This is a genomic window from Streptomyces sp. NRRL F-6492 (genome assembly GCF_001280125.1).
In the GTDB taxonomy this organism is placed as follows: Bacteria; Actinomycetota; Actinomycetes; order Streptomycetales; family Streptomycetaceae; genus Streptomyces.
Map to the genome: position 1 here is coordinate 20,521 of NZ_LGEG01000250.1, position 18,352 is coordinate 38,872.

Below are 18,352 nucleotides of genomic sequence, written 5' to 3' on the forward strand. Positions count from 1 at the left end.
CTACGTTTGCACCGTGGACAAGAAGAACGCCCTGCGCGCCGGCGCCGTCGCGGCCGGTACGACGCTGATGATGCTGCTCATGTCGTCCCCCGCGCTCGCGCTCACCCGCGACGACGGTGACGACCCGGCCCCCAAGCTGGAGGTCGTCGAGACCCTCGGCCTGTTCGTGGCCGCCCCGCTGGTGCTGTTCCTGATCATCGCCGGCCTGGTGATGGTGCTCGACAAGTCGAAGAAGGCGTAACTCCGAGAAGGAGCGACTCCGAGAAGGAGCGACTCCTTCCTCCGTCTCCGTCGAGGGCGCCGCACGGTACCGACGTACCGTGCGGCGCCTTCGCGCGCCCGCGCCCACGCCCCCCGCGCGCTCCCGCCTTCGTCAGACCGTGGCCGCGAGCAGCTTGCGCAGCAGCCCGGCCAGCTGCTCCGCCTCCTCCGCGTCGAGCGCCGCCTCCAGGGCCGCCCGCTGCTCCGCGAGGCCGTCCGCGACCGCCCGGTCCACCAGTTCCCTGCCGCGCCCGCTGAGGGTGACCCGCAGCCCGCGCCGGTCGTTCGGGTCGGGGCTGCGGCTGAGCAGCCCGGCCTTCTCCAGTCGGTCGAGCCGGCCCGTCATGCCCCCCGTGGTGATCATCAGGGTGGCGGACAGCTCGCGCGGCGAGAGCGTGTACGGCTCCCCGGACCTGCGCAGGGTCGCGAGCACGTCGAACTCCCCGCGCGCCACGCCGTGCGGCGCGTACGCCCTGGTCACCCTGTCGCCCATGGCGCCGGCCAGCCGGTAGATCCGGCCGAAGACGGCCATCGGCACCGTGTCCAGGTCGGGCCGGACGACCGCCCACTGGTCGGTGATGGCGTCGACGGCGTCGTGGGCGGGGCCCGGGCCGGGGGTCTTCGTGTCCATGGGTTCCAGTCTCCCCTTCCGTACGACTCGACGGCAAGAAAGCCACTTGTGCGTAAGTAGCTTAGTGCTAAGTTAATTAGCGCCAAGCGGAAACGGGGTCTCCGCGCCCCGCGCACCGGCACTCGCCTCCAGGGGGAACCCGCATGTCCCGCCAGACCACTCCGTCCCGTCCGACCGCCACGTCCCGCAGGGCCGCCTTCGTCGCGCTGACCGCCCTCGCCCCGATCTCCTGGGGCTCCACCTACTACGTCACCACCGAGTTCCTGCCGCCCGACCGGCCCCTCTTCACCGGCCTGATGCGCGCCCTGCCCGCCGGACTCCTGCTCCTGGCGCTCACCCGCACGCTCCCGAAGGGCGCCTGGTGGGGGAAGGCCGCCGTCCTCGGCGTCCTCAACATCGGCGCCTTCTTCCCGCTGCTCTTCCTCGCCGCCTACCGGCTCCCCGGCGGGGTCGCCGCCGTCGTCGGCTCCGTCGGACCGCTCTTCGTCGTCGGCCTCGCCGCCCTCCTCCTGGGCGACCGGCCCACCGTCAGGTCCCTGGTCACCGCCGTCGCCGCCGCCTTCGGCGTCAGCCTCGTGGTCCTCAAGGCCGGGGCGGCGCTCGACCTCGTCGGCGTGGTCGCCGGACTGCTCTCCGCCCTCTCCATGTCGGCGGGCGTCGTCCTCACCAAGCGCTGGGGCCGTCCCGAGGGCGTCAACGCCCTCGCCGCCACCGGCTGGCAGCTCACCGCGGGCGGCCTCGTCATCCTGCCGATCGCCCTCCTGGTCGAGGGCGCCCCGCCGGCCCTGACCGGCACGAACCTGGCCGGCTACGCCTATCTGGCCTTCGGCAACACCGCGATCTCGTACGTCCTCTGGTTCCGCGGCATCGAGCGGCTGAGCGCCTCCTCGCTCACCCTCCTCGGCCCCCTCTCGCCGGTCACCGCCGCGATCATCGGCTGGGCGGCGCTCGGCCAGGCGCTCGGCCCGGTCCAGCTGCTCGGCATGGCGATCGCCCTCGGCGCCACCCTGGCGGGCCAGCTCGCCCCCCGCACGCCCGACGCCCCGGCGGAGCCCGGAACCTTCGGCGAGGACGAACGGACCGGCCCGGAAGCTTCGGCCCGGCCGGAGGCTTCCGAGGCGCCCCGATAGGTTGCGCCCATGACCGAGTGGGACATCAAGAAGCTCCGGATCCTCCGCACCCTCCGCGACCGCGGCACCGTCACCGCGACCGCGGAGGCCCTGCTCATGACCCCCTCGGCCGTCTCGCAGCAGCTCACCAACCTCGCCAGGCAGCTCGGGGTGACGCTCCTGGAGGCCCAGGGCCGCCGGGTCCGGCTCACCGACGCCGCCCATCTGGTGCTGCGGCACGCGGAGGCGGTCTTCGTCCAGCTGGAGCGCGCCGACGCCGAACTCGACGGCTATCTGCGGGGCGAGGCCGGGCAGGTGCGGGTGGCGGCCTTCTCCACCTCCGTGCCCGCGCTCGTCGTCCCCGCCGTGCGGCGGCTGCGGACCGCGCACCCCCGGCTCGACGTCCGCGTCCGGGAGGCCGAGGCGGCGGAGGCGTACGAGCTGCTCACGGCCGGCGAGGTCGACCTCGCCCTCTCGCTCGCCGCCCACGCGCCCTCCGCCCGCGACCCCAAGTTCAGCCGGGTTCCGCTGCTCGCCGACCCGCTCGACGTGGCCCTGCCCGCCGGGCACCCGCTCGCCGGCGCGCCCGGTCTGCGGCTCGCGGACCTCGCCGCCGAACCCTGGATCTACGGCGGCTCCGGGCCCTGGTCCGAGATCACCACCGCCGCCTGCGAGGCCGCCGGCTTCGTCCCCGGGCAGGCCCACAGCGCCTCGGGCTGGACCGCGATCCTCGCCATGGTCGAGGCCGGGATGGGGATCGCGCTCGTGCCCCGCATGGCCTCCGCCGAACGCCGGGGCGGCACCGGGGTCGTCATGCGCGTCCTCTCCGCCGACCAGCCGCGCCGCCACGTCGTCGCGGCGGTGCGGAGCGGGGCGGAGGAGGGCCCGGCGGTGGCCCGGGTCCTGGCCGCGCTCCGGCAGGCGGCGGCGGAACGCGAAACCGTTCAGCAGAGCTGAAAGAACCCGTCGAAAACATTCGATGGACCTGGAAGGGGCGGACGCGGGAAGGTCGGTCCATGAGCAGCTTCGACGAGAACCAGGACCCGCACGCCAACGACGCCGCCCCCTACTCCGGCGGAGACCCCTACGCCGACTACCGCACCGGGGACTTCCCCTTCACCGAGCTGGTCGACCTCGCCGACCGCCGTCTCGGCGCCGGGGTCGTCGCCGCCAACGACGAGTTCTTCGCCGAGCGGGAGAACCTCCTCGTCCGCGAGCGCGCCCTCTTCGACCCCGAGCGCTTCGGCCACAAGGGCAAGATCATGGACGGCTGGGAGACCCGCCGCCGCCGGGGCGCCGACGCCGACCACGTCTTCCCCGCCCCCGAGGACCACGACTGGGCGATCGTCCGCCTCGGCGCCCCCGGCGTCGTCCGGGGGATCGTCGTCGACACCGCCCACTTCCGCGGCAACTACCCGCAGAAGGTCTCGGTCCAGGCCACCGCCGTCGAGGGCAGCCCGAGCCCGGCCGAACTCCTCGACGCGAAGTGGGAGGAGCTCGTCCCGCCCACCCCCGTCCGGGGCCACGCCGCCAACGGCTTCGCGATCGACGCCGAGCGCCGCTTCACCCACGTCCGCCTCCGCCAGCACCCCGACGGCGGCGTCGCCCGCCTCCGCGTCCACGGCGAGGTCGTGCCCGACCCCGAGTGGCTGGAGCTCCTCGGCACCCTCGACCTGGTCTCCGTACTGAACGGCGGCACGTACGAGGACGCCTCGGACCGGTTCTACTCCTCGCCCACCCAGATCATCCTGCCCGGCACGTCCCGCAAGATGGACGACGGCTGGGAGAACCGCCGCCGCCGGGTCCGCGACACCCACGACTGGGTCCGCTTCCGGCTCGCCGCCCAGGGCGCCGTCCGCGCCGTCGAGATCGACACCGCCTGCCTCAAGGGCAACTCGGCGGGCTGGATCGCCCTCCAGGGCCGCAACGGCGAGACGGGCGAGTGGTTCGAGATCATCCCCAGGACCCGGCTCCAGCCCGACACCCTCCACCGCTTCAAGCTGCCCGCGCGGGCCGTCGTCACCCATGTGCGCCTGGACGCCTTCCCGGACGGTGGCGTCGCCCGGATGCGGCTCCACGGCACGCTGACGGAGCAGGGCGCGGCCGATCTGCGCGCCCGCTTCACGGCCCTGGGCGGCTGACGCCGGGCCACGGAGAAGGGGCGCCCCGCGGGGGAGGGCGCCCCTTCTCGCGTACTCACGTACTCACGTACGGCCTGCCGGTGGGTCTCAGACCGCCGCCGCCGCGTCCGCCGCCTGCGCCTTCAGGGCGCGCTCGACGCCCGCGCGGCACTCCGTCACCAGACGCCGCAGCGCCGGAGCCGGCTTGTGCTCCTCCAGCCACGCGTCCGTCGCGTCCAGGGTCTCCCGCGAGACCTGGAGCGTCGGGTAGAGGCCGACCACGATCTGCTGGATCATCTCGTGGCTGCGGGTCTCCGAGACGCCCTTGACCGCCGCGAAGTACTTCGCCGTGTACGGGGCGAGCAGCTCGCGCTGGTCGGACCGGACGAAGCCGCCGATGACGGCCTCCTGCACGGCGTTCGCCAGCTTGTCGTCCTCGACGACCGACGCCCAGGCCTCGGCCTTGGCCTCCTCCGTCGGGCGGGCCGCCCGCGCGGTCGCCGCGTGCCGCTCGCCCGCCGCCGTGCGGTCGCGCTCCAGCTCGGCGGCGATCTCCGTCTCGTCGTAGTCGCCGGTCGCCGCGAGCCGCTGCACGAACGCCCAGCGCAGCTCGGTGTCCACCGCCAGGCCCTCGATCGTCTCGCGCCCCTCCAGGAGGGCCGCGAGCAGGTCGAGCTGCTGCGGGGTGCGGGCGGTCGCCGCGAAGGCCCGCGCCCACGCCAGCTGGTGGTCGCTCGCCGGCTCGGCCGCGCGCAGGTGCGCGAGCGTCGCCTCGGTCCAGCGGGACAGCCCGGCCTCGCGCCACTGCGGCGCCGCGTACAGGTCGAGGGCCGCCTTGACCTGGCCCTGGAGCGACTGCACCACGCCGATGTCGGACTCCTTGGCGATGCCCGAGAGCACCAGCTCCAGGTAGTCGCGGGTGGCCAGCTCGCCGTCGCGGGTCATGTCCCAGGCCGAGGCCCAGCACAGCGCGCGCGGCAGCGACTCGGCGAAGTCGCCCAGGTGCTCGGTGACGTTGGCCAGGGACACGTCGTCGAGCCGGACCTTGGCGTACGACAGGTCGTCGTCGTTGAGGAGGACGACCGCCGGGCGGCCCTTGCCGACGAGCTGCGACACCTCGGTCCGCCCGGCCGCCGCGATGTCCAGCTCCAGGCGGTCGGTGCGGACGAGCCGGCCGGTCTCGTCCAGCTCGTAGAAGCCGATCGCGATCCGGTGCGGGCGCAGGACGGCCTCGCCCTTGGCGCCGGCGGGCAGCGCCGGGGCCTCCTGGAGGACCGTGAAGGCGGTGATGACGCCGTCCGCGTCGGTCTCGATCTCCGGACGCAGGACGTTGATGCCGGCCGTCTCCAGCCACGCCTTCGACCAGGACGTCAGATCGCGGCCGGAGGTCTTCTCCAGGGCGCCGAGCAGGTCCGACAGGCGCGTGTTGCCGAAGGCGTGCGCCTTGAAGTACGCCTGCACGCCCTTGAAGAACTCGTCCTGGCCGACGTAGGCGACGAGCTGCTTGAGGACCGAGGCGCCCTTGGCGTACGTGATGCCGTCGAAGTTGACGAGCACGTCCTCCAGGTCGTTGATCTCGGCCATGATCGGGTGCGTGGAGGGCAGCTGGTCCTGGCGGTAGGCCCAGGTCTTCTCCGCGTTGGCGAAGGTGGTCCAGGCGTTCGGCCAGCGGGTGCCGGGCACGGCGGCCTGGCAGGCGACCGAGGTGTAGGTGGCGAACGACTCGTTCAGCCACAGGTCGTTCCACCACTCCATGGTGACGAGGTCGCCGAACCACATGTGGGCGAGCTCGTGCAGGATGGTCTCGGCCCGCCGCTCGTACGCCGCGTCCGTCACCTTCGAGCGGAAGACGTACTGGTCGCGGATGGTGACCGCGCCCGCGTTCTCCATCGCGCCCGCGTTGAACTCCGGCACGAACAGCTGGTCGTACTTGGCGAACGGGTAGTCGTACGCGAACTTCTCCTGGAACCAGTCGAAGCCCTGGCGCGTGACGTCGAAGATGTGGTCCGCGTCGAGGAACTCGGCGAGCGACGGACGGCAGTAGACGCCGAGCGGGACGGTCTGCCCGTCCTTCTCGTACGTCGAGTGCACCGAGTGGTACGGGCCGACGATCAGGGCCGTGATGTACGTGGAGATCCGGGGCGTGGGCGCGAAGACCCACGTGTCGCCCTCGGGCTCCGGGGTCGGCGAGTTCGAGACGACCTTCCAGCCGGCCGGGGCCTTCACGGTGAACTGGAAGGTCGCCTTGAGGTCGGGCTGCTCGAAGGAGGCGAACACGCGCCGCGCGTCCGGCACCTCGAACTGGGTGTAGAGGTAGGCCTGGTCGTCGACCGGGTCGACGAAGCGGTGCAGGCCCTCACCGGTGTTGGTGTACGCGCAGTCGGCGACGACCCTGAGCTCGTTGCGCCCCTCCCGCAGGTGCGGCAGGGCGATCCGCGAGTCGCGGAAGACGGCGGCGACGTCCAGGACGTGCCCGTTCAGGACGGCCTCGTGGACGGCGGGGGCGACGAGGTCGATGAAGGTCTCGGCGCCCGCCTCGGCGGAATCGAAGCGGACGGTGGTGACGGACCGGTAGGTGCCGCCCTCCTGCGCACCGGAGAGGTCGAGTTCGACCTCGTACGCGTCCACGGTCAGCAGCGCCGCCCGCTGCCGAGCCTCTTCACGGGTCAGGTTCGTGCCAGGCACCCGGTCAACTCCTCTGTTTCATGACGATGGGGCCCATCCTTCCACGGGGCGGCTCAGCGACGCACGACACATTTCCACGGCCCGTCGCCGCTGATCCGCAGCAGCCCGGGACCCGCCACGGGAGCGCCCACCCGGACCTCGCCGACCTCGTCGACCAGCCGGGTCCGCTCCTCGTCGTCGTGGAGCGGGTCCTCCGGCGCGGCGTGCCGGTGCACGGCGAAGCGACCCTCCCCGTGGTGCGTGAAGTCGAGGACCCCGGGCGGTCCGTCGTAGACCACGAGGTCGTGCGCGGTCCCCTCGACGTGGCTGTCGAAGCGGCGCGCGTGGGAGAGCGGGAGGACCCGCAGCGTCCAGGGGGCGTCGGCGTCCACCCGCAGCGTCAGCGGGCGGGAGCGCGGGACCAGGGCGACGGTCCGGGCCCGGACGTCGTCCTCGTACGCCGTGAGCAGGAAGTCCTCGGACCGCCCGTACGCGTCGCAGGACCCCACCGTGGTGAGGAGCGAGTGGTACGACTCCACCTCCAGGAGCACCCAGCCGCCCGCCGGCAGGCGCGGGTCGCAGTGCACGGTCTCCTTGCCGCGCCCCCGGTACACGGCGGGCCGGAACTCCGCGCCGGACGGGACGGGGGCGGGGACCCGGACCGGGAGGGCCGGGGCCGGGGCCGGGGCCGGGGGCGCGTACGGCGGGGGCGCCGCCGGAGGCACGTACCCCGGCCCCGGGATCGGCGGCGGCGGGGGCTCCACCACGATGCCGAAGTCCGTCGCGAGCCCGGCGAGCCCGGAGGCGTACCCCCGGACGGCCGTACGGAACCGCCAGCCGCCGTCCCACCGGTGGAACGCGCCGAAGACGAAGGCGGTCTCCGTCGTCGCGCCCCCGATCGGCCGGTACGCGACGGGCGCCCCCGCCGCGTCCGTGACCCGCACGTCGAGGCCGGGCACCCGCCCGAAGCCGCCCCCGTCGGCGGAGGCGGCGACCACGATCCGCGCCACGTCCGGCTCCACGCGCGCGAGGTCCAGCCACAGCCAGTCCGCGGCCCGGTCGCCGGGCGCGCCGGGGGCCGATCGGCCCAGGTGCCGCACGGACCCCGAGGGATGGTCGGCGTGGTTGTAGAAGACCAGGTCGGCGTCGCCCCGCACCCGCCCGGCGGCGTCCAGGAGCAGCGCCGACACGTCCACCTCGGGCACCCCGTGCCCGGTCTGCCAGCCGGCCGCCACGTGGAGCGCCTGCGGGGGCACCGGGACGTCGTCCCCCTCGGGTATCCGGTTCATGGGGGAACTCTGGCACGCGCGGACGCGCCGGAGGGGCGGCTCCCCGCAACGGGAGACCGCCCCTCCGGTACGCGCCCCGCGGCGGCCGTCAGCCCTGGAGCTCGGCCGCGACCAGCTCCGCGATCTGCACGGCGTTCAGCGCCGCGCCCTTGCGCAGGTTGTCGTTGGAGACGAAGAGCGCGAGGCCGTTGTCGACGGTCTCGTCCACGCGGATGCGGCCGACGTACGAGGCGTCCTTGCCGGCGGCCTGGAGCGGGGTGGGGATCTCGGAGAGCTCGACGCCCTCGGCGTCCTTCAGCAGCTCGTAGGCGCGCTCGACGCCGATCGGGCGCTCGAAGCGGGCGTTGACCTGGAGGGAGTGGCCGGAGAAGACCGGGACGCGCACACAGGTGCCGGAGACCTTGAGCTCCGGGATCTCCAGGATCTTGCGGGACTCGTTGCGGAGCTTCTGCTCCTCGTCGGTCTCGAAGGAGCCGTCGTCGACGATCGAGCCGGCCAGCGGCAGCACGTTGAAGGCGATCGGGCGCTTGTAGACGCCGGGCTCCGGGAAGTCGACGGCCCCGCCGTCGTGGGTGAGCGCGGCGGCGTCCTCGGCGACGGCCCTGACCTGGCCGTCCAGCTCGGCCACGCCGGCCACGCCCGAGCCGGAGACGGCCTGGTAGGTGGTGGCGACGAGGGCGACCAGGCCGGCCTCCTCGTGGAGCGGCCTGAGGACCGGCATCGCGGCCATCGTGGTGCAGTTCGGGTTGGCGATGATGCCCTTGGGGCGGTCCTTGACCGCGTGCGGGTTCACCTCGGAGACCACGAGGGGGACCTCGGGGTCGCGGCGCCAGGCGGAGGAGTTGTCGATCACGACGGCGCCCTGGGAGGCGACCTTCTCGGCGAGGGCCTTGGAGGTGGCGCCGCCGGCGGAGAAGAGCACGATGTCCAGGCCGGTGTAGTCGGCGGTGGAGGCGTCCTCGACCGTGATGCCGTCCACGACGGTGCCGGCGGAGCGGGCGGAGGCGAAGAGCCGCAGCTCGTCGAGCGGGAACTTGCGTTCGGCCAGGATGCCGCGCATGACTGTGCCGACCTGACCGGTGGCTCCGACGATTCCGACCTTCACGGGGACTCCTCCGTGCTCATGGGGACGTATGGGCGGGGTGCTGCTCGTCCATCATGCGGGCCACCACGGTCGCCTTGTCCAATCCGTTGTCCAAGGTCCGGGACGGGAAGGGGGGAGAAGGGGGGAGGGGGCGGGCACCGGAACCGGCGCCCGCCCCCTCCGATCACACGGTGTTACGGGGTGACCGCGCCGATCAGGACGCTGCCGGCGCCCGCGACGGTGCCGCGGGCGTTGACCAGCTGGACCTCGCCGAAGAACTGGCGTCCCTCGGGAGCGGCGCCGGCGACGACGACCTCGGCCGTCACCGTGGCGGACCCGCCGTTGGGCAGGGCGGCCGGCTTCGAGCCGTCGACCTTCACGGTGCCGAGCGCGGACGAGTAGTACACGTCCTTGTAGTCGTACGTGGTGCCGCCCGCGGCCTGGACCGAGTAGCCGTCGATGACGACGGTGTACGTGCCCGCGGCCGGCTTCACCAGGGAGACGGCCTCCTCCGAGTCGCCGTCGGCGGCCTGCGCGACCTGCTTGCCGTTGAGCGACACGGTCAGGTCGAGGTCGGCGGCCCTGTCGGAGGTGTTGCCGATCGCGATGTCGAGCCGCTCGACGCCCTCGCCGATGGTGACGGTCCGGGTGTGCTTCTGCTTGTTCAGGATGGTCGGCGTCTCGGTCTTCTGGGAGCCGAGGGAGCCGCCCTTGAGGGTGCCCTCGATGCCCGCGAAGCGGTTGGCGACCTTCCACTGGACGGGGGCCGGGGTGCCGACCTTCGCCTCCGGGACCGTCTGGACGACCGGGTCGAAGTCGACGCCGAGGGCCGAGACGCCCAGGGTGTACGGGTTGTCCAGGTCCGGCGACGTGCGGCGGGCCTCGACCTCGACCTCCCAGACGCCCGGCGTCGGGTTCGGGTAGGAGCGCAGGTCGGGGCGGCAGGTGTTCGCCGGGTTGTAGTGCGGGTAGCAGCCCGTGGTCGCGGTCGGGTCGACGGGGACGCCGACCGGGTGGATCGCGATGAACCGGGTCTGGCTCTTCTCCTTCAGCCCGGACAGCGAGACCTCCAGCGTCTTGGCGCCCTGCGGCACGGTGACGAAGTAGGACGTGGTGCTGTTGCGCTGCACGGAGCCCTGGGCGGTGAGGCCGTAGGCCGGGGCGGCCAGGTCGTGCGCGACGACCGAGGTGGCGAGGATCTGCTTGTCGACGCCCTCGGTGCGCTCGTCGTCGGCCTCCAGGATGACGCTGTGGACGCCGGCGGAGGACGCCTTGGCCTGGAGCTTGACGGTGACCGGCTGGTTCAGCGGCAGGTAGATCCGGTCCTCACCGACGATGCGGAAGGTGCCGTCGTTGTACTTGAGGTCCAGGTCGTGCCGGACCGGACGGTCCGGGCCGCTGGTGCGCGTGAGGGTGACGTCGTAGACCCGCTTCTGGCCGACCTTGAGGTCGCCCTCGCGGTCGTAGACGCCGGTGCCGGTGCGCGGGGCCGGGAAGATCAGGGTGTCGACCGGGGCCTGCACCTTGTAGTCGTGCGCCGTGGCGCCGTCCTTGATGGACTCCCAGGCCTCTTCGATGTCGATGCGGCCGGCGCCCTGCTCGTGCGCGGCGACACCGGGGATCCGGCGGGCGGTGGAGGTCAGCGCGGTGCGCAGGGTGAGCGGGGAGAGCGCGATGCCCTTCTGCTTGGCGGCCGAGAGCAGCAGCGCGCTCGCGCCCGCCGCCTGCGGCGAGGACATCGAGGTGCCGTTGAGCATGCCGTAGCCGGCGGGCAGCGCGTAGCCCGACTCGGCGAGGCCGGCGCCCGGCAGCCAGGTCGGGATGGTGTTCACGGCCGAGCCGGGGGCGGTGATCGTCGGGGTGAAGCCGCCGTCCTCGCGCGGGCCGCGCGAGGAGAAGGGGAACATGGCGTACTTCTTCTCGACGGCCGAGCCGTAGTTGGCGGCCCAGGTGTCCTTGGAGACGGCCGCGCCGACCGAGAGGACCTTGTCGGCCAGGCCGGGGTCGCCGATCGTGTTGATGCCGGGGCCCGAGTTGCCGGCCGAGATGACCAGCTGCACGCCGTACTGGTCGATCAGACGGGTGTAGAGGCGGGCGCGGACGTTGTCGCCGTCGTTCTGCTGCGGCAGGCCGCCGATCGACATGTTGACGATGTCGACGCCGCGGTTGACGACGAGGTCCGTCATGCCCTCGGTGAGGGCGGTGTTGGTGCAGCCGCCGGTCCAGGTGCACGCGCGCGAGGAGACGATCTTCGCGCCGGGGGCCGCGCCGTTCATCCTGCCGCCGAAGAGGCCGTGGGCGGCGGTGATGCCGGCGACGTGGGTGCCGTGCGAGGACCCGACGAGGCCGACGTTGACGAAGTCGGCCTTCTTGCCGACCCAGGTGCCGCCGGCCGGGTCCATCGGGACGTCCTTGCGGATCTCCACGACGAACGGAGTCTTCTCGACGACCTCGGTGGCGGGGTCGTCGGTACCGAAGTAGCCGATCTGGAACCCGTCCTTGTACGGCTTCATCGGCGCGTTGTCCGTGAAGTCGTTGTTCTGGTCGGTGTCCACGCGGACGGTACCGGCGGCCGGGTCGTACAGCAGGCCGAAGACGTCGGTGGTGTCGCCGTCCCGGTTGATGTCGCCGGCCGGGTCGCCGCCCGCGGTGATCGACTCGGTGAAGAGGCTGAACCGGTACGCGCCCTCGGGGGCCTTCCAGCTCTGCGTGGAGGCGGTGAAGACGGGGCCGGCGACCGGGGTGATCTGCGCGCGCCAGGTGGCGTCGCCCTCGGTCAGCGGGTCCGTGGCGGTGACCCAGTCGACGATCTTGCGCTCGCCGGTGGTGGTCTTCTGCAGGGCCGGGTGGCCGAGGTCGACGCCGGAGTCCAGGACGCCGATGGTCACGCCGCGGCCGTCGGCCTTGGGGTGGCTCTCGACGAAGTCGACCGCGCCCGTCTCGTGGGAGGGGTTGTACGGGTTCCTCGCCGGGGTCTTCTTGCCGGGGGCCGGGTACGTCTTCGCGACGGTGGTGCCCTCGACGGCGCCCGCCTCGGGGCGCGGGTCGTCCAGCGGGATCTCGGCCTGGAGGTCGACGGCCTGGACCGAGGAGAGCTTGGTGGCGGCCCGGATGGCGGCCTCGGCCTTGGCGGTCGGCAGGGTGGCGCGGACGTAGCCGAGCGCGTCCTGCTGCTTGCCGACCGAGGCGCCGGCGACGGCGTCCAGCTGGGCGGCGACCTGCTCGGTGGCACCGGGGGCGGTGGCGACGAGGACGGTGACGTTCTTCTCGCCGTTCGCCTGGGCCTCGGTGAGGCGCTGGGCGTCGACGGCGCCGAGCTTGTCGGCGGAGTCCGACGCCTTGACGGGGGGAGTGGTCCCCGGGTCGTCGGAGGCGAACGCGGGCACGGTGCCGGACGCGACGAGCGCGGCGACGAGACCGGTGGCGGCCGCGATGCGGGCCGCGCGTCTCCGTCCGGGCGCCGAGGACCGGGCTATGGGGCCCGGAGTCTGGGGGGTGGCCATGTACATCCCTGTCTGTGAAGGAGAGGGTCCGGATATCGGTTCCGGATGACCGCTCAGCCTTTCGCAAATGACAGGGTTTTGGGGAGAGTTGACAGGGAGATGGTGTGCGTCATGGCGGGAACCCGCCAGTGCGCCCGATGCGCCACCGGGGGCGAAACGGCCCCAACCGGGGCGTCACGCCTCCTTGGAGCGGGCGTAGTGCCGGGAGGCCTTGGCCCGGTTGCCGCAGATCGCCATCGAGCACCAGCGCCGGGTGCCGTTCCGCGACGTGTCGAAGAAGTGCAGGACGCACGCCTCGTGGGCGCAGGCCCGGATCCGGTCGGGCGCGGTCCGCAGCAGGTCGAGGTGGGCGCGGGCGGCGGTCCAGCCCGGCCCCCACGTCGGGTCGGCGAACTCGGCCTCCTCGCCGGGGCCTTCGGCGGTGAGCACGGCCCGGATGCGGCCGTGGCCGAGGACGGCGTCGACGCGGGCGGCGGCGTCGGGGTCGCCGGGGCGGTCGACGAGCGAGGCGAGCGCGTCCCGGGCGGTGAGGGTGTGGCGCAGGGTGGTGGCGTCCGCGGCGAACCGCCCCTCCAGGCCGTGGGCGGCGAGCCAGACGGCGAGCCCCTCGACGCCGGTGAGTAGGTCCCGGCGGACGCCCTCCTCGTTCCAGCGGGTGTTGAGCAGGTCGAGGGAGACGGGCTCGCCGGTGAGCGGCCGGGGGTCGATGGCGGTCATGGGCGGGCATCCTCCTCGATGGACTAACCCCTCAAGAGTACGTGAGCGGTTGACGCCCGCTCCGGCTAACCCCTAAAGTCGAACTAGACGGTTAGCCCGTACGGGGCGGCCCGCTCGGGAGGGAACCGCCATGTCCGCGATCGGCACGCTCACCACCCACCACGTCGGCCTCAACGTCACCGACCTGGAACGTTCCCTCGCCTTCTACGCGGACGTCCTCGGCTTCGAGGTCCTCGCGAGGGGCGCGGAGGAGGGGAGGGAACACGCCTTCCTCGGCCGGGACGGCGCCCTGGTCCTCACCCTCTGGCAGCAGGCCGAGGGTGCCCACGACCCCGGCCGCCCCGGCCTCCACCACCTCGCCTTCGAGGCCGAGTCCCTCGACCGCGTCCGCGCCGCCGAGGCCGCGCTCACCGCGCGCGGCGCCGTCTTCGCGTACGAGGGGGTCGTCGCCCACCGGGAGGGCGCGGCCTCCGGCGGCATCTTCTTCCACGACCCCGACGGCACCCGCCTGGAGATCTCCGTCCCGAAGGGCGCCGAAACGGCCCCGGCCCCCTCGGGCACGGCCCCCGCCTGCGGCTTCTTCTAGCCGGACGACCGCCCCCACCCACCGGAGGACCCCATGGGCGCCTACCACCCCGGATCGCTCGCCGTGCAGGAGCGCGTCGGCGTCCGCCACCTCGCCGAGCACGTGGGCCGCTCCGTCGGCACCGGCATCCGCCCGGTCGCCGCCGCCTTCCTGGAGGCCCGGCCGATGCTGGTGATCGGCGCGGCGGACGAAGCCGGGCGCGTCTGGGCGAGCCTGCTCACCGGCGCGCCCGGCTTCGTCCGCGCCACCGGCCCGGACACCGTCTCCGTCGCCGGCGGCGTCCCCGCCCACGACCCGCTCGCGGGCGCGATCACCCCGGCCGGCACCCCCGTCGGCACCCTCGCCCTCGACCCCGGCACCCGCCGCCGCATGCGCCTCAACGGCACCGCCCGGCCCAGCCGCCGCGGCTTCACCGTCACGGCGGACCGGGTCTTCTCCAACTGCCCCAAGTACCTCCAGAAGAGGGAGCGGTACGACTCCGAGCCCGCGGGCCCCGGACCCGGCACCCCGCACCACGGCGAGACGCTCACCCCCGCCCAGGCGGCCCGCGTCCGGGCAGCGGACACCTTCTTCGTGGCCACCGCCGCCCCCGACGGCGTCGACGCGAGCCACCGGGGCGGCAACCCCGGCTTCGTCCGGGTCGACGGGCCCCGGGAGCTGAGCTGGCGGGACTACCCGGGCAACGCGATGTTCCTGACCCTGGGCAACCTGGAGTCGGACGGCCGCGCCGGCCTGCTCTTCCCGGACTGGGAGACCGGGACCACCCTCCAGCTCACCGGCCTCGCGCACACCGAGTACGGCCCGGAGGAGCGCGTGGTCCGCTTCCGCGCCGACCACGTGGTGGAGACGCCCGGGGCCAGCCCCCTGCGCTGGTCGCCCCCGGAGTACTCCCCGGCCAACCCGGCCACACCCTGACGCCCCGGCCCGGGGCCCCGGTCCCGGGCTGCGCCCACCTCACGGGCCCACGGGCCCACGGGCCCCGCAGGCCCCACCAGCCCCGCAGGCCTCACCGAACCCATCGGTCCTGCCGGGCCCGCAAGCCCCACCGGCCTCGCCCGATCCACCGACCCCCGAGGACCCCGTGCCCACCACCCCGGCCGCAGAGGCCCCCGAAGCACCCGAAGCACCTGAAGCGCCCGAGGCCCCCGAAGCGGCTCGCCGCCCCCGGCCGCCCGCCCGGCCCCGGCCCCGGGTCCTGCTCGGCGGTACCGCCGCCGCGGTCGCCGTGCTGCTGCTCCTGGTCGCGGTGGGCACCCTCCTCCGACAGCCCCTGCTGATCCCGCCGCTCGCCGCGAGCGCGGCGCTCGCGGCGGGCGGCGGGATCAGCAGGGGCTGCCGCTCTCCCAGCCCCGCTCGGTGGTCGGCGGCCAACTCCTCTCCGCCCTCACCGGATTCGCGGTCCTGGCCGTGGTAGGACCCGGGCCGTGGGGCGCCGCCGTCGCGGGCGGCCTGGCCCTCGGCGTGATGGCGCTCGCCCGTGCCCCGCACTCGCCCGCCGCCGCCACGGCCGTCGTCGTCGCCCTCCAGGACCCGCCCTTCTGGTCGTTTCTCGGCCTTCTCGCCCTCGCCTGCCTCCTCCTGGTCGCCGCCGGCCTCGCGGCCGCTCCCGCGACGGGCCGGACGTACCCCGCGTACTGGATCTAACCTCGTTGCATGAAGAGGGAGTTGAGGGTGGCGGCCTACGCCGTCTGTGTCCGGGGCGACGAGATCCTGCTCGCCCGCTGGGTGGCGGGCGACGGCAGCAGGCTGTGGACCCTGCCGGGCGGCGGCATGGACCACGGCGAGGAGCCCGCCCGGACCATGGTCCGCGAGGTCGAGGAGGAGACCGGGTACGCCGCCGAACCCGTCGCCCTCCTCGGCATCGACTCCGTCCGGAGCTCCTGGCCGCGCCGCTTCGCCGGACCCGGCTGCCTCCAGGGCCTGCGGATCGTCTACGAGGCCCGGATCACCGGCGGCGAGCTGCGCCACGAGACCGGCGGCTCCACCGACCTGGCCGCCTGGCACCCGCTCTCCGCCGTGCCCGGCCTGCCCCGCGTCGAACTCGTCGACATCGGCCTCGACCTGTGGCGGGAGCGGCCCCCGACCGGCCGTTCCCGGCTGAGCGTGCCGCGCGACCCCACCCTGCCGCCGAACGGCTGAAAACGGCTCAACCGTCCCGGGCCCGCTCAACCCTCCCGGCGCCCCGGCGAGTCCTGCCCGCCGACCGAGGCACACGCCGCGCAGAGCCCAGGGGAGCCCGCATGCCAGCCGTCCGCACCACCCGCACCACCCGCACCACCCGTACCGTCCGCACCGCCGTCGCCGCCGTCCTCGTGGCGGGCCTCACCGCCACCGCCCTCGCCACCCCCGCCCTCGCGGCCCCCGAATCCCGGCAGCGGGGCCACGAGGCCACCCGGAAGGCGCTCCAGGCGCAGATCGACGCGGGCGTGCCCGGCGCCGTCGCGCAGGCCCGCGACGGGCGGAGGAACTGGACCGGCACCGCCGGCGAGCGCGGGGGCGACGACCGCTACCGGGTCGGCTCCCTCACCAAGACCTTCGTCTCCACCGTCCTCCTCCAGCTCCAGGCCGAGGGGCGGATCGACCTCGACGACCCGGTCGAGAAGTGGCTGCCCGGCGTCGTCCGGGGCAACGGCCACGACGGCCGCCGGATCACCGTCCGCCAGCTGCTCAACCACACCAGCGGCGTCTTCGACGTCACCTCCGACCCCGCCTTCCAGGAGAAGGTCTTCGGCCCCGGCTTCCTGGAGCACCGCTACGACACCTGGACCCCGCGACAGCTCGTCGCCGTCGCCCTGGCCCACCCCGCCGACTTCGAGCCCGGCACGAGCTGGAGCTACTCCAACACCAACTACGTCCTCGCCGGCATGATCATCGAGGAGGTCACCGGCCGCCCCTACGGGAAGGCCGTCGAGAACCGGATCATCAAGCCCCTGAAGCTGCGCGCCACCAGCGTCCCCGGCACCCGCCCGTCGATGCCGAGGCCCAGCAGCCCGGCCTGGTCCAAGCTCTCCGCCGACCCGGACGCGCCCGTCCACGACGTCTCCCGCCTCAACCCGTCCTTGGCCGGATCGGCGGGCGAGATCATCTCCGACTCCAACGACCTCCAGACCTTCTACCGCGCCCTCCTCAAGGGCCGGCTGCTGCCGAAGGCGGAGATGCGGGAGCTGACCACCACCGTCCAGGTCGCCCCGGAGCTCCCGCAGATCCGCTACGGGCTCGGGATCATGTGGCAGAAGCTGAGCTGCGGCAAGGAGATCTGGGGCCACTCCGGCGGCATCCACGGCTCCTCCACCGAGGGCCGCGTCACCCGCGACGGCGAGCACTCCCTCGCCCTGAACCTCAACGCCGACTGGACGGGCGACGGCGGCGCCGTCCTGGAGGCCGAGTTCTGCGGCACCGCCCCCCGGTCCTAGCCCTCACCGGGGCAGGACGACGACGTACGCGGCGGGGTGCCGGTCCGGCGCGGCCATCAGGGCCGTACGGACCACGGTGGCCTGCTGGTCCCTCGTCTCGCGCAGCTTGCGCGGGGTGAGGTGGACGACCGTGATGCCGAGCCGCTCCAGGTGCTCGCGCTTGCGGGTGTACTCGGACCACAGCTCGTCGTCGTCCTGCCGGGGCGCCCGGGTGTCCAGCTCGACGGCCACCGCCTGGTCGGGCCAGTAGGCGTCCACCCCGCCCAGGTGCGGGCCGCCCGGCAGCCGCAGGTCCACGTTCCACAGCGGGTCCGGAAGCCCGAACTCCCGCACCAGCTCGTACAGCCGCTCCTCGGACAGCGAGCGCCCCTCGGCGAGCAGCGCGTCCACCGCGTCCTCCACGTGCGGCCGGGAGAGGAGCCGGGCCCGGCTCAGCTCCCGCACCAGCGCGCCCGGTTCGCAGTGGCCGCCGCGCACCGCCTCGGTGAGCAGCGCGCGGACCTCCTCCGCCTCCGGCAGGCCCGACACCGCGTCGGCGACGGCGCGGGCGACCGGGGCGACGGGGACGCCGGTGAGCCGCACCGGCTCCGGCGCCTCCGGGGCGCGCACCACCCGCACCCAGCCGGTCGAGCGCGGCCGCCGGGTGCGCGGCACCAGGACGTCGATCCGCTCCAGGGCGGTGAGCGGGGGAGCGGAGGAGAAGCGGTGCAGGGTCAGGGCGGCGAGCCCGGTGATCATCGCCTCCCGGCCCTGGCGTGGCAGGGTCCCGGGCCCGCGGGCGTAGAGCAGGGCGGCGTGCAGCCGCTCCTCGCTGGTGGGCGGTCCGGGCTGGAGCAGGAAGACGCCGGGCAGCAGCTGCTGCCACCCGCCGGGCCGGCACCGCGCGGCGACGTCGGCGGCGGAAACGCCCTGCGCCCTCAACTGGTCGGAACTGGCGAGGCGTCGGGGCTGCCCGGTGGGGGAGGAGAGGGGGAG

The 18,352-nt window shown here is 74.0% G+C and carries 17 protein-coding genes; 10 read left to right on the forward strand and 7 right to left on the reverse strand.

What is annotated here, in order from left to right; translation table 11 throughout:
- The first annotated feature begins 13 nt into the window (after positions 1-13).
- Positions 14-241, forward strand: coding sequence for a hypothetical protein (locus ADL08_RS27725; protein WP_053647716.1), 228 nt, complete (start codon positions 14-16; stop codon positions 239-241).
- Between the two features lie 132 nt (positions 242-373).
- On the opposite strand, the gene ADL08_RS27730 is transcribed toward ADL08_RS27725, so the two are convergent.
- Positions 374-892 carry a MarR family winged helix-turn-helix transcriptional regulator gene (locus tag ADL08_RS27730; protein WP_053647717.1) on the reverse strand — a complete coding sequence of 173 codons (519 nt, stop codon included), beginning with the start codon at positions 890-892 and terminating at the stop codon, positions 374-376.
- A 143-nt stretch (positions 893-1,035) separates the two neighbouring features.
- Between ADL08_RS27730 and ADL08_RS27735 the strand changes: the two genes are divergently transcribed.
- Genes ADL08_RS27735 through alc form a run of 3 tightly spaced genes read left to right on the forward strand, consistent with a single transcriptional unit; the run spans position 1,036 to position 4,142 of the window.
- On the forward strand, positions 1,036-2,022 hold the full coding sequence (locus tag ADL08_RS27735; RefSeq protein ID WP_053647719.1) for an EamA family transporter: 987 nt from the start codon (positions 1,036-1,038) through the stop codon (positions 2,020-2,022).
- Between the two features lie 9 nt (positions 2,023-2,031).
- Complete coding sequence (locus tag ADL08_RS27740) at positions 2,032-2,958, forward strand: LysR family transcriptional regulator (protein WP_053647720.1); 927 nt, start codon at positions 2,032-2,034, stop codon at positions 2,956-2,958.
- 59 nt (positions 2,959-3,017) lie between these two features.
- Positions 3,018-4,142 carry an allantoicase gene (gene alc / locus ADL08_RS27745; RefSeq protein WP_053647722.1) on the forward strand — a complete coding sequence of 375 codons (1,125 nt, stop codon included), beginning with the start codon at positions 3,018-3,020 and terminating at the stop codon, positions 4,140-4,142.
- 87 nt (positions 4,143-4,229) lie between these two features.
- On the opposite strand, the gene pepN is transcribed toward alc, so the two are convergent.
- The 5 genes from pepN to ADL08_RS27770 all read right to left on the reverse strand — a co-directional run bounded on the left by pepN (position 4,230) and on the right by ADL08_RS27770 (position 13,378).
- The gene (gene pepN / locus ADL08_RS27750; protein WP_053647724.1) at positions 4,230-6,806 is read right to left on the reverse strand and encodes an aminopeptidase N; all 2,577 of its coding nucleotides are present in this window, start codon (positions 6,804-6,806) and stop codon (positions 4,230-4,232) included.
- Between the two features lie 53 nt (positions 6,807-6,859).
- A complete protein-coding gene (locus ADL08_RS38845) occupies positions 6,860-8,074 on the reverse strand; it encodes a TerD family protein (protein ID WP_053647726.1) in 1,215 nt (404 codons plus the stop codon).
- Positions 8,075-8,162: 88 nt separating this feature from the next.
- On the reverse strand, positions 8,163-9,179 hold the full coding sequence (locus ADL08_RS27760) for an aspartate-semialdehyde dehydrogenase (RefSeq protein ID WP_053647728.1): 1,017 nt from the start codon (positions 9,177-9,179) through the stop codon (positions 8,163-8,165).
- A gap of 173 nt (positions 9,180-9,352) precedes the next feature.
- Complete coding sequence (locus ADL08_RS27765) at positions 9,353-12,661, reverse strand: S8 family serine peptidase (protein ID WP_078968176.1); 3,309 nt, start codon at positions 12,659-12,661, stop codon at positions 9,353-9,355.
- Positions 12,662-12,835: 174 nt separating this feature from the next.
- Positions 12,836-13,378 carry a CGNR zinc finger domain-containing protein gene (locus ADL08_RS27770; protein WP_053647730.1) on the reverse strand — a complete coding sequence of 181 codons (543 nt, stop codon included), beginning with the start codon at positions 13,376-13,378 and terminating at the stop codon, positions 12,836-12,838.
- A 130-nt stretch (positions 13,379-13,508) separates the two neighbouring features.
- Here ADL08_RS27770 and ADL08_RS27775 point away from each other — a divergent pair, with 130 nt between their 5' ends.
- The 6 genes from ADL08_RS27775 (at position 13,509) to ADL08_RS27795 (ending at position 17,377) form a co-directional block, all read left to right on the forward strand.
- Entirely contained in the window at positions 13,509-13,964 is a 456-nt protein-coding gene (locus ADL08_RS27775; RefSeq protein WP_053647732.1) for a VOC family protein, read from the forward strand.
- Positions 13,965-13,997: 33 nt separating this feature from the next.
- On the forward strand, positions 13,998-14,879 hold the full coding sequence (locus ADL08_RS27780) for a pyridoxamine 5'-phosphate oxidase family protein (RefSeq protein WP_053647734.1): 882 nt from the start codon (positions 13,998-14,000) through the stop codon (positions 14,877-14,879).
- 166 nt (positions 14,880-15,045) lie between these two features.
- A complete protein-coding gene (locus ADL08_RS39055; protein ID WP_324610435.1) occupies positions 15,046-15,378 on the forward strand; it encodes a hypothetical protein in 333 nt (110 codons plus the stop codon).
- Positions 15,321-15,608, forward strand: coding sequence for an HPP family protein (locus tag ADL08_RS39060; RefSeq protein ID WP_324610434.1), 288 nt, complete (start codon positions 15,321-15,323; stop codon positions 15,606-15,608). The genes ADL08_RS39055 and ADL08_RS39060 overlap by 58 nt, the downstream gene beginning before the upstream one ends.
- A 9-nt stretch (positions 15,609-15,617) precedes the next feature.
- Positions 15,618-16,103: an NUDIX hydrolase gene (locus tag ADL08_RS27790; protein ID WP_053647736.1), complete on the forward strand. Its 486-nt coding sequence runs from the start codon at positions 15,618-15,620 to the stop codon at positions 16,101-16,103.
- Between the two features lie 101 nt (positions 16,104-16,204).
- Positions 16,205-17,377, forward strand: a complete 1,173-nt coding sequence (locus ADL08_RS27795; RefSeq protein WP_053647739.1) for a serine hydrolase domain-containing protein — start codon at positions 16,205-16,207, stop codon at positions 17,375-17,377.
- A 3-nt stretch (positions 17,378-17,380) separates the two neighbouring features.
- On the opposite strand, the gene ADL08_RS27800 is transcribed toward ADL08_RS27795, so the two are convergent.
- A partial coding sequence (locus ADL08_RS27800) for a hypothetical protein (protein WP_053647745.1) occupies positions 17,381-18,352 on the reverse strand: 972 nt, incomplete at its 5' end.